The organism is Rufibacter soli, assembly GCF_054781795.1.
The window spans coordinates 1,695,135-1,707,432 of record NZ_BAAGTS010000002.1 but is presented as its reverse complement, the minus strand read 5'-3'; the positions used below and the strand labels follow the sequence as shown (position 1 = coordinate 1,707,432).

Here is a 12,298-nt window from a genome sequence, read left to right as displayed (position 1 = left end):
GTGTATATAAAGTGTACTGTTATTTTTTCACTTTTGGTCCCAGGAACAGGAACATCCGTTTCCCTTCCAGCTTTGGCAACTGCTCTACTTTGGCTACGTCTTCCAGGGCTTGGGCAAATTTAAGCAAAAGTAACTCGCCGCGCTCTTTAAAGACAATGGTACGTCCTACAAAGTGTACATAGGCCTTCACTTTTGCGCCTTCAGCCAGAAACTGACGGGCGTGCTTCAGCTTAAACTCGAAATCGTGGTCATCAGTATTAGGACCGAATCTGATTTCTTTCATCACCACCTTGGTGGTTTTGGCCTTCATCTCCCGCTGCTTCTTCTTTTGCTCGTACTTGAACTTTGAATAGTCAATGATACGGCAAACCGGCGGATCTGCTTTTGGTGAAATCTCCACCAGGTCCAGGTTCTGCTCGGTGGCAAGACGGCGGGCTTGGTCTATGCTGTATACACCTGGCTCCACGTTCTCCCCCACTACCCGTACGTCACGGACGCCGGTGATGCGCTGATTGATACGATAAGGTTCTTCGACCTTGCCACGTGGCACGTAGCGTCTGTTGTTAGTAGAAATAGTTGTACCTCCTAAAATTTAATATTTCACAATCAGGGTGCGAATATCGCGTTTTTCCCTTTTATATAAAAGAAATCTTCTATATTTTTTAACTAAGCAGCTCGGCCAGCACGGCTTTGAAGTTGCTTACAAAGGCATCAATCGGCATGCTGCCCATGTCACCTAAGCCATGTTTACGCACCGATACAATGCCGTTTTCCTGCTCTTTTTCCCCTACAATGATCATGTAAGGCACTTTGCTTACCTCGGCGTCTCTGATCTTACGGCCAATCTTCTCGTCACGAGAATCAATATATCCCCTGATGTCCTGCTCGGCTAACATTTCATTCACCTTGTGGGCGTAGTCATGGTATTTCTCAGAGATAGGCAGAATGGCCACCTGGTCTGGGCTCAGCCACAGCGGGAAGTTACCGCCGCAGTGCTCAATCAAGACGGCCACAAAGCGTTCCAGAGAACCAAACGGCGCCCGGTGAATCATTACGGGACGGTGCTTCTCATTGTCTGCTCCAATGTACTCCAGCTCAAACCGCTCAGGCAGGTTGTAGTCTACCTGAATGGTTCCCAGCTGCCACTTACGGCCCAAAGCGTCACGTACCATGAAGTCCAGCTTAGGTCCATAGAACGCAGCTTCACCTAGTTCGGTTACCGTAGGCAGGCCTTTCTCCTGAGCGGCCTCAATAATGGCGCTCTCGGCTTTCTCCCACAGTTCGTCAGAGCCAATGTATTTGGCCTTATTCTCAGGGTCACGCAGGGAGATCTGGGCAGTGTAATCCTCAAAGCCAAGGGCCTTGAATACGTACAATACCAGGTCAATTACTTTGGTGAACTCTTCCTTCACCTGATCTGGGCGGCAGAAGATGTGGGCATCATCCTGGGTAAAGCCACGCACGCGGGTCAGGCCGTGCAACTCGCCACTTTGCTCATAGCGGTACACAGTGCCAAACTCAGCCAGACGCACCGGAAGCTCTTTGTAAGACCGCGGGCGGGTCTTGTATATCTCGCAGTGGTGCGGGCAGTTCATGGGCTTCAAAAAGAACTCCTCGCCCTCGTTGGGCGTCCGGATAGGCTGGAACGAGTCCGCGCCGTATTTCTCATAGTGGCCCGAGGTCACATACAATTCCTTGGACCCGATGTGCGGGGTCACCACCGGCTGGTAGCCGGCTTTCATCTGCGCCTTGCGCATAAACTGCTCCAGGCGCTCACGCAACAGGGTACCTTTAGGCAGCCACAACGGCAAGCCCTGGCCCACTTTCTCAGAGAAAGCGAACAGCTCCATTTCCTTGCCCAGCTTGCGGTGGTCGCGGCGTTTGGCCTCTTCCAGACGCTCTAGGTACTCGGTTAAGTCCTTTTGCTTAGGGAACGTAATAGCATACACACGGGTCAACTGCTTGCTCTTCTCATCGCCGCGCCAGTAGGCACCGGCCACGTTCATGAGCTTAGCGGCTTTGATAAACCCAGTGTTAGGAATGTGCGGCCCGCGGCAAAGGTCTGTGAAATTGCCCTGGGTATAAAACGTAATAGTGCCGTCCTGCAGGTCTTTGAGCAGGTCCAGCTTGTAAGGATCGTTCTTCTCAGTGAAATAGGCAATGGCCTCTTCCTTGCTTACCGCGCGGCGGATGAACTCGCTTTTCTGGCGGGCCAGCTCCAGCATCTTCTGCTCAATAGCCGGGAAGTCTTCGCTGGAAAGCGTTTTATCGTCAGCCAGGTCAATGTCATAATAGAAGCCGTTCTCAATGGCGGGGCCGATGCCTAGCTTCACACCAGGGTACAAAGCTTCCAGCGCCTCGGCCATCAAGTGGGCCGACGAGTGCCAGTACGTGGCCTTGCCTTCGTCATCGTTCCAGGTGAGTAACTGGATAGAGGCGTTCTCGGTGATAGGGCGCGTGAGGTCCCACACCTGGCCATTCACTTTTACGGCCAGCACGTTACGCGCCAGGCCTTCACTAATGGAGGCGGCAATCTCTATGCCGGTTACGCCCTCCTGGTACTCACGGACCGAACCGTCTGGTAAGGTGATGTTAATCATATGGCAAGTAATAATCTTCTTCGTTTTGGGCCTGTTTTTCGCAAAATAGCTAAAAAACAGATTTGGCGCTCAAGGTATCTATGATGATGCGCCGCTCCACAGGCCGGGTGATGCGCTGCAAAGCTACACTATACCGCGGGTTCTGCGGATATTTTCTGGTTAAAAAAACATAATGCGGGCGGGCAGCCTCTTTCTGGCCCGTCCATTCCAGGCAGGAAGCCAGAATCCAGCGGTTATGCTCAGTCAAAGGCAGACCCAGTTCCTGGGCCCTTAGCAACTGCGGAAGCGCGGTGCTGTATTGCCTTTTCTTATACCAGGCCTCCCCCAGGCCGGCGTACCCTTCGGCCTGCTCTGGTTGCAAAGTCACCGCGCGGTCAAAGCAGGCCACCGCGGTGTCTGTGAGGTTACGGTTCAGGTAATATTGGCCCAACTGCTGCCACCAAAACCCGTCCTGAGGCTGCCGCTTCACGCCCTTCTGTACCATAGGAATGGCCAGGTCATACAGGCCTCTGGCAGTATAAATAGCACTCAGTTCCCTGAAGGCCGGCAAAGACACGGAATCCCGCACTAAGGCTCGGTTTAGATTATACAACGCCCGGGCTGTGTCTCCGGTTCCCGCCTGCGCCTTGGCCAGCAACACGTAGTATTTGGCCTCGCCAGGGCTTAGCTTAATGGCCTTACTGCCATGGCTCAATGCCCGGTCATATAATTTAAGGCCCACGTAGGTTTCGGTTAAGATGGCCTCAGACTCTGGAGAGTAAAAATTGAACTCCTGGGACTGCATCATCATCTTCATGGCCTGTTGGTACTCTTTCCGGCCGGCCAGAATCCTGGCTTTCCAGAAATAGGCCTCCCCTATGCCTGGGTCAAGGGCGGTGGCGGAAGTAAGGTCTTTGAAGGCTTGCTGGGGTTTGTCTATGGCCAGGTAGAGTTTGGCCCGCTTCACGTACCACTCTGGGTGGGCACTGCGTTGCTCCAAGGCCTTTGTAATTTCCTTAATCTGCGTGGGAACACTGCTGTCTACCTTGCCGGGAGAAAACATGTGCTCCTCCTTAGATTTCTGGGAACAACCCGAAAAAAGAAAGGCTCCAAGAAAGAAAAGCCAGACAGAATAACGCATGCGCAGGAAAAGAGCCAAAAGAAATTGATAAGGCGAAGGTACCATTTCCGGTTAAGTTACGGGCTGTTTTAAGCCTGTTTTTCTAAAAACAGGCTTAAAACGCTAGGGGTTCACAGAAACCGACAGGCGCAGGCCCCATAGTGGACTCTCTAAACTTTTATAGGTAACACGGTGCACCAAATCAGCTCTAAACATCTGGTAGATATTCTTGAACCCCACATTCACCTCTACATAGGGGTCACGGCCAAGCCCGCTAAAGTTGCCGGAATTTTCTGCCGTTGCCGTAGGTTTGTTTTTGTCTGTTAACCGCCCATATAGGGCAGCCCCGCCAGCCACCAAAATAAGCTTTGACTTCTTGAGTAGCGGCAACCGATTGGTCAATGAGAAAGCCCCTTCAAAATGATGGTCATACCGCAAAGACACATACTCATCTGTGGCGAAGGCAAAGTAAGGCATGAGGTTATACCCCTGCAGAATAAAGAACGGCGTCTCATTACCCAGAGGCACTTGTAACAACGGCAACGGCACCTTGGTAAAGGTCTTGCCCCCTTTCAGGTAATACCGGCCATACCCAAAGATACCCGCACGCACCCGCTGCTCCACAGATAAGGAAATGTTCTGGTAAGACAGGTCTGAATTCATAAGGCCACTCAGGCCCGCCGACACCTCCAATCCAATAACCGGGGCATTGGAGTTAGAAATAGCAATCTTCTCATGGTGTCGGATGAGCATTTTACGGTCCGGGGAATAACGCAGGTTCAGGGTCACGTCTGTTGTGGTAAACCCGCCATAGGTGGCACTTTGGGCTTCGGTGCCCAAGGTGCTGGCATCAAAAACCGGGTGGAACCTGATATTCCTGAAAGTTACCCGTTGCCTGAACCCCTGGAACCACTCCCGTTCACCCCACATCTGTACCTGCTCCTGCCGGTACGGGAAATTCATTTTTCCCCACCTAAAGGTGGAAAAGAAAAGGCTGCTTACCTGACTGTTGTTCAGGTCCATTCCGGCTGGGCCTACGTCATTGAGGTAACTTACCCCCCACTCTGTCCATTGCTGCCGGTCTGCCACGTACCGCAGGTTGAGAAGGCTTTTCACGGCTTTATCATACGTGCCATAAGCCAGGTAGCCATTCATGATCCAATTAGGGTGGAACTCTGCCGTTGTGCGGCCGCCAAACTGAAACCGATGCCCCTCTACCTTGTTAAACACATAGGCCCCAAAAACCGGGCCCCACTCAAACTTTTCATTCAGTGGAATGTGGCCTTCCACTACCACCCTGATCAATTTTACGGCACTCTTAATTTCCGGTAATTTCTTGATGCTGGCAATGGCTTCTACCCGTTTCTCCTCTGCCGCGGTGAATTCCTCGGGCCGTTCGCGCTGCCAGAACTCTGGAGAATGAAGCATGGCCGAATCACTTACCTGATGGGTCATGTCATAAAAGGCCGGGGGTTTGGGTTGGCCCTGCAGCACCTCTGAGTACGTGGTCTCAGATTCTACGAACAACCGTACATCTGAACCCGGAAACCCCGCCAATTGAAACCTTCGCTTACTGGAAATAGGCAGCAAGGAAGGATTCTGTTCGTCCCAGGCCTGCACAAGGTGCAAGCCCGTCACATAATTAAGGGCTACTCCCTTAGTAAGCCTTAAATCAACGCGGCGCAACGCAAATGAGCCATCTGCCACCCAGATAACTCCCTGGAACGCCAGGTCCTGGGCCCGTTTGGGCGAGACGCCGATCTTATACACCTTCCTGCCCGCCGTTTCCACGCTGTCTTGCAATTCATAGTCATAGTAACTGGCCCATTGGTTGGCAATAGGACTCACAAAGTCTTTGTCAAACATGCGCATCCAATTCTGGTTAAGGGAGAAATGCTCTGCCTGGGCGTTCAACAACTGTGCAATCTGGCTTTCCTTCTCAATACCCACCCCAATAACCTTGCTTGCCACTAGAATTTCTTTGGATTGGCGCGGGTCCCGGTTATAGAAATACTCCTTGACCGTTTCTGACTGGAATATAGGTAATGAAGCCGTGCGGTTTGCCGTCTGATTCAGGGTGAGGCTATCCAGGAAAGGGGCATACCGTTTAGAGAAGTGTTTCTTCTTATCTGCCGCGTCACTTTCCAGAATACTTCCTTTCATTAAGGTATAAGTCTTGAACTGGATAGCCGATTGGTTTTCTGGCAAGTACAGGTGCTTGTTTTTAGCCGCCGCCCTAATGATGCGGAAGGCTGGGTTTTCTTTGGGCCTTACCACAATTTCCTGGATGGCGTAACTCTGCCGGCTTAGCAATACCGTTTGATTCTTCAGCAGATCAGAAACGGCTTTTTTGAGCGGGTGGTACCCCATCAAGGCGAAGGTGACGCTGTCTGCTATGGTGTACTTCCTGATGGTGAAGTTTCCGGCCTCATTGGTGAAAACCGGTGCTTTGGCTTTGTGGAGGTGCACCGTTACATAATCCAGGGGTTTCTGGCTATCAGCGTCCACCACTTTCCCTACCAACGGACCCGTCTGCGCCTGCGCCAGGATTCCGGTTAGCAAGAAGATGATATAGAATGGTAGTTGTCTCACCCGTGGTTTTCTGGATCACTAATATAAAAAATATGTTAAGTTTTATATTCCATCTTTGCTATTTATTTGAAAAAGACTCACCAGCAGCATCCTTTCCTCCTAACCAATGACGGCAGGAATTGGACTTGAACCATGTGATGGCTGTACGTATTCTCAAACCCTTTTGCTCTTCAAGGCGATTTCCGTTATAAAGCCGTTTTTCGTAAAACGGGGCCAAACCAGAATTGGATAGCCTGCTAAAGGAGGTTGCTGATTTTAAGTTGAAGTGGTGAAACCTTGCAGACGGTACCAAGCCCTTTTAAAACCTAATTGCCTCTTGGTTGCCTGATGGCCCAACTCCCTACAACAACAAGAAAGGCGCCTGTCTCTAGGCGCCTTTCTTGTTGTAGGAAAATCTTTTCTATTGCTAGGTTCTGATGCGTAATACCTCTTTAAGAAGTACTCGGCATCTCCGGCTCAGCTCCAGATCCTCGGTGGTTACCAATTTTTGGTCAATAGCCCGTTGCAGGGTGTTTACGCACTCACTTTTCTGGTTAGCCTCCCGTTGCACCCGGGCCAGGTCATAGTAATAAACCAGGTTATTGGGATCAATGGCAATCGCTTTTGATATGGCATCAATGGCTAATTGATTGGTAACCTCTGCAGGCGCTTCCTGGGCTATAAGTTTGATCATGGATTTTTCAGCGAAGGAAAGATTGGCCGCTTTATACGCCCACCGGCCCAGTAAGTGCCAAGCCCCGGCATGCATTGAGTCAGCGGAAAGAGCTTTGTCTAGGTACCGTTTGGTTTGGCACAGGTGCAGCATTCGCTCTTTCAAAGAGACCGTTTGGCTAAGGTTGTTGAGAGCCAAGGCCATCACATAATTATTCTCTGCTTCTACACTGTCTTTGCTCCAGGCAGTGCTGGCAAAAGAAAAGGCTTTTTGAAAATAAAGGCTTTTGTGGGAGTCATCTGGAAAACGGTTGCCTATTCGGCCACATACAATACTGGCTTTGGTTAAGGCTTCCTGTTGCTCAGGGTTACCTGCCAAAAGCAGTTCGTATTTCTCCAGCGCCTCCGTGTCTTTATGCTCCAGGAATAATTGGTTGGCTTCCCATAACAGCTTTTCCAGGCCTAATCCTCCGGTAGCGGAGGCCAGGCCTGGAAAGCTTACTATGGTTATTAGTAAAAGTACGAGTCTAAATCTGCTCCGCATATACCCTTCTATGATGTAACTTTAGTACAACGCATGGGTAATCTACGGAAACGGATCCAAAAATCCTAGAAGAGGTTCAGTTGCCTTTTCTCCTTTTTGGGTGCCGCAGGTAGTTCCCCGATTTGTTCACTTTCTACGGCCACATTCAATTCAGGTTTTACGCTTTCTAAATCCAGCAAAATTTCATCACCTGTTGAATATGAAGGACTTACAATTTGGGCTACTTTAGTTTCTATCTTTACAGTTTTTATAGGTTTTGTACTACTTTTAACCTTAGGCGCCATTTCTTTTTCTTCGTCCTGCAGAGTCACGCCAAAGATTTTAAAGTAGTTCAGCTTATTACCCATTGCACGCCAACCTTTCACATCTATAAATTCACTCAGCAATAAAATCTCTGTTTCTTTGTCAGATTTTTTATCACGTTGGAATTTAATTTCGGCTTTAGGCTCTTTTGACACCGATGCTGCCAGCAGCTTAGAACCTTTTGTCTCACTGATGAAAGTAAACCGTTTGCCTACCGTGGTAGTCTCCACCTGGAAGCGCTTCACGTAGGTTACCTTGGTCTCCCCTTCTGTGTACACCGCAGACACTACCAGCTCCGGACTAAATTTATGGATGGCTTCAATGTTGGCCACGTCATAATGGTTGGTCAGGTCAAAGCTGGTCAGTTCATATGAACCATCCTTGTGCAATACTAGAATGGTGTCATCTGTGTTGAAAGAACCCAGATAACGACCGCGGCTCTCAGTGTTCAGGCGACCAATCACTTCATCATAATAAATCTCACGTCCGCCGCGGGTAGATTCGCCTAGCGCCTTCTGTACTACCTTCTTAATGGGATGCTTGGTAACTATATTCCCCTGCGAGCCCTTGCCCTTGATCAACAGCTCGGCAAAGTCAAAATCAAACTGCTTCACGCGGGCGGCAGCCACTGGTTGCAACGTGATGCTCACCAACTCAGACTCAGAGTTAGGGTTTGCCGTCAAGTATACCACCTTGGAGTTCTTCTCGCCTTTGGTAAGATCATACTCCTTGTCCCGGGTGATGGAAGTCACGGCAAAGCGCTTGGCAAACGCGATTCCGGTTTTGCCATCAGTGTAGATCATGTTGTAGACCATGTGCTCGTCATTCTTGTTGTACACGCCGACGTACAGAATGTCTTTGCCCATAAAGGTTTTGTCACTGATCTTGGTCACCATGAACTTACCGTCCTTCCGGATGGCAATGATGTCATCCATATCTGAACAGTCACACACAAACTCATCTTTCTTGAGGCCATAGCCCACAAAGCCGTCTTTGCGGTTCACGTACAGTTTCTGGTTGGCCACCGCCACCTTCTGGGCAGAGACCACATCAAAGGTCCTGATCTGGGTGCGACGCTCCTTGCCTTTGCCATACTTGGCCAGCAAGCCCTCAAAATAGCTAATGGCGTAACGGGTCAGGTTAGCCAGGTTATCGGCCACCTCGGCCATTTCGGCTTCCAGCTTCTTGATGAACTCATCTGCCTTGAAGGCATCAAACTTAGAGATTCGCTTGATCTTGATCTCCGTGAGTCGGATAATATCCTCCTGCGTTACCTCGCGGCGCAGCAAAGGTTTGAAAGGGTTCAAGCCCAGGTCAATGGCCTCCAACACGGCTTCCCAAGTCTCGCACTCCTCAATGTCACGGTAGATACGGTTCTCAATGAAGATTTTCTCCAGGGAGCTCTGGTGCCACTTGTCTTCCAGTTCGCCCATCCTGATTTCCAGCTCCCGCTCCAGCAGGCGCACGGTTTTCACGGTAGACATGCGCAACAGCTCATCTACGTTGAGGAACCGGGGCTTGTCTTCAATGATCACGCAGGTGTTAGGCGAGATGGAGATCTCACAGTCAGTGAAGGCATACAGCGCGTCAATGGTCAGGTCAGGCGAAATCCCGGGCGGAATATGCACCTGTACCTCCACCTCTGCTGCGGTGTTGTCTACTACCTTCTTGATCTTGATCTTGTTGTTCTCGCTGGCCTTGACAATAGAGTCCATCAAAGCGGTGGTGGTGGTACCATAAGGCACATCCCGTATCACCAGCAAAGATTTATCTACCTTTTCAATGGTAGCGCGCAGGCGTATTTTACCGCCTCTGCCCCCACCGTTGTAGTTAGTAAAGTCAGCCAAACCGCCGGTAGGGAAGTCGGGCAACAAGGTGGTTTTACGGCCTTTGAGCACGTCAATAGAACCCTTGATCAGTTCCCGGAAGTTGTGGGGCATTATCTTGGTAGATAAGCCTACGGCAATCCCTTCCACGCCCTGCGCAAGCAAGAGCGGGAATTTCACCGGTAAGGTTACCGGCTCGTTTTTACGGCCGTCATAGCTCAGCTGCCACTCAGTGGTCTGGCCATTAAAGACTACGTCTAAGGCAAACTTGGTGAGGCGGGCCTCAATGTAACGCGGGGCGGCGGCACTGTCCCCGGTACGCACGTCTCCCCAGTTTCCCTGGGTTTCAATGAGCAGGTCCTTCTGGCCCAGGTTTACGATGGCGTCGCCAATAGAGGCGTCACCGTGTGGGTGGTACTGCATGGTCTGGCCAATCACGTTTGCCACTTTGTTGAAACGGCCATCGTCCATTTCTTTCATGGCGTGCATGATGCGGCGCTGCACTGGTTTGAAACCGTCTTCCAGGGCAGGCACGGCCCGCTCCAGAATTACGTAAGAGGCATAATCCAGAAACCAGTTCTCATACAAACCAGAGACCGAGGTAATGTCATGAATGACCTCCCCGCCGGTCAGTTCGCTGTCCAGCTCTAAATTGTTTTCGTTTTCCAATTCTTCGTTAAGCATATACCTCCTCCACTATATCTTTCTCAATCTTGAGATTCTCAATAATAAACTGCTGCCGCTCTGGGGTGTTCTTGCCCATAAAGTAGGACAGCATTTTCTGGATGTTCTGCTCCGTCTTGCCCATGATTACTGGCTCCAGACGGATGTTGTCTCCAATAAATTTCCCGAACTCCTCCGGCGAGATCTCTCCCAACCCTTTAAAGCGGGTAATTTCTGCGGCCTTGCCGATCTTGCGGATGGCGTTCTGCTTCTCCTGCTCATTGTAGCAGTAGATGGTCTCCTTCTTGTTGCGCACCCTGAAGAGCGGAGTCTCCAGAATGTAGAGGTGTCCGTTCTTTACCAGGTCTGGGAAAAACTGCAGGAAGAAGGTCATTAAGAGCAGTCTAATGTGCATGCCGTCCACGTCGGCATCGGTGGCGACTACCACGCGGTTATAGCGAAGGCCTTCCAGGCCTTCCTCAATGTTGAGGGCGTGCTGCAGTAGGTTGAACTCCTCGTTCTCGTACACCACCTTTTTCTTCAGCCCGAAGCAGTTCAACGGCTTTCCTCTCAGAGAGAACACCGCTTCCAGCTCCACGTTGCGTGATTTGGTGATAGATCCAGAGGCCGAGTCCCCCTCGGTGATGAACAGGGTGGTGAGAGTCTCCTTCTCCAGTTCCTTGCTTTCCCCGAAGTGGAAGCGGCAGTCGCGCAGTTTCTTGTTGTGCAGGTTGGCTTTCTTGGCGCGCTGGTTGGCTAGTTTTTTAATACCGGCCATGTCCTTGCGCTCCCGCTCACTCTGCTCAATACGCCGGCGCAGCGCATCTGCCACCGTTGGGTTCTTGTGCAGGTAATTGTCCAGGTGCTCCTTCACGTAATCATTCACGAAGTTGCGCACCGTAGGTCCCTCATGGGCCACGTTGATGGAACCCAGCTTGGTTTTGGTTTGGCTTTCAAACACCGGTTCCTGCACGCGTATGGCAATAGCGCCTACAATAGAGCCCCGGATATCTGTGGCGTCATAGTCTTTCTTGTAGAACTCGCGCACGGTCTTCACTACTGCTTCTCTAAAAGCCGCCAGGTGCGTACCGCCCTGGGTCGTGTACTGGCCGTTCACGAAGGAATAGTACTCCTCGCCGTAGTCGTTGCCGTGGGTGATCGCAAACTCAATATCATCCCCTTTGAGGTGGATGATAGGGTAGCGCATGGACTCCTCAGCGATCTTGCGGCTCAACAGGTCTTTCAGGCCATTCTCAGAATAGTATTTCTGCCCGTTGAAATGGATAGTAAGTCCCGCGTTGAGGTACACGTAGTTCCAGATCTGGTTTTCCAGGAACTCCGGAATAAAGTGGTAGTTCTTGAAAATGGTATCATCGGGCACAAACACGGTGGTGGTACCGTTGCGCTGGGTAGTTTCCTGTAGCGCCTCGTCTTTCACCAACTCGCCGCGCTCAAACTCGGCAACCTTGGTCTGGCCCTCCCGCACGCTCTGGATTCTGAAGTGTGAAGACAAGGCGTTCACTGCCTTGGTACCCACCCCGTTCAGACCTACCGATTTCTGGAAGGCGCGGCTGTCATATTTACCACCGGTGTTGATCTTGCTCACGCAGTCAATCACCTTGCCCAGCGGAATACCGCGGCCGTAGTCACGCACCACTACTTTGTGGTCAGATATCTTGATTTCAATGGTGCGCCCAAACCCCATCATGTGCTCATCAATGGAGTTGTCAATCACCTCTTTCACCAGAATGTAAATCCCATCATCGGGAGAGGAGCCGTCACCCAACTTGCCGATGTACATACCCGGACGCAGCCGGATGTGTTCGCGCCAGTCAAGGGAGCGGATACTGTCCTCGTTGTAAGTTACATTAGTCAGTTCAGCCATAGGGAACTTTAGGGTTTAGTAGAATTAGGTAAAATAAAAGAAAATTTGCGTGTACTTTGCCATCAGCTAGGAGGAAAGGCCTTTTTTTATGGACAAACCCTTAGGGCAGAGCCACAAAATAATACGCTTGAGGTC

At 50.8% G+C, this 12,298-nt stretch carries 7 protein-coding genes; all 7 read right to left on the bottom strand.

Features of this window, described 5'->3' with window-relative positions; genetic code table 11:
- Nucleotides 1-19: 19 nt before the first annotated feature.
- The 7 genes from infC to ACYVJQ_RS08990 all read right to left on the bottom strand — a co-directional run bounded on the left by infC (nt 20) and on the right by ACYVJQ_RS08990 (nt 12,163).
- Nucleotides 20-550 carry a translation initiation factor IF-3 gene (gene infC, locus ACYVJQ_RS09020; protein ID WP_225840869.1) on the bottom strand — a complete coding sequence of 177 codons (531 nt, stop codon included), beginning with the start codon at nt 548-550 and terminating at the stop codon, nt 20-22.
- Nucleotides 551-662: 112 nt separating this feature from the next.
- Complete coding sequence (gene thrS / locus ACYVJQ_RS09015) at nt 663-2,600, bottom strand: threonine--tRNA ligase (RefSeq protein ID WP_460892744.1); 1,938 nt, start codon at nt 2,598-2,600, stop codon at nt 663-665.
- A 49-nt stretch (nt 2,601-2,649) separates the two neighbouring features.
- Complete coding sequence (locus ACYVJQ_RS09010) at nt 2,650-3,642, bottom strand: tetratricopeptide repeat protein (RefSeq protein WP_460892743.1); 993 nt, start codon at nt 3,640-3,642, stop codon at nt 2,650-2,652.
- 180 nt (nt 3,643-3,822) lie between these two features.
- The gene (locus tag ACYVJQ_RS09005; RefSeq protein WP_460892742.1) at nt 3,823-6,291 is read right to left on the bottom strand and encodes a DUF5686 family protein; all 2,469 of its coding nucleotides are present in this window, start codon (nt 6,289-6,291) and stop codon (nt 3,823-3,825) included.
- Nucleotides 6,292-6,697: 406 nt separating this feature from the next.
- Nucleotides 6,698-7,486: a hypothetical protein gene (locus ACYVJQ_RS09000; protein ID WP_460892741.1), complete on the bottom strand. Its 789-nt coding sequence runs from the start codon at nt 7,484-7,486 to the stop codon at nt 6,698-6,700.
- Between the two features lie 65 nt (nt 7,487-7,551).
- Nucleotides 7,552-10,299, bottom strand: a complete 2,748-nt coding sequence (locus ACYVJQ_RS08995; protein WP_460892740.1) for a DNA gyrase/topoisomerase IV subunit A — start codon at nt 10,297-10,299, stop codon at nt 7,552-7,554.
- On the bottom strand, nt 10,292-12,163 hold the full coding sequence (locus ACYVJQ_RS08990; RefSeq protein ID WP_460892739.1) for a DNA topoisomerase IV subunit B: 1,872 nt from the start codon (nt 12,161-12,163) through the stop codon (nt 10,292-10,294). Before ACYVJQ_RS08990 ends, ACYVJQ_RS08995 begins: the two co-directional genes overlap by 8 nt.
- Between the last annotated feature and the right edge of the window lie 135 nt (nt 12,164-12,298).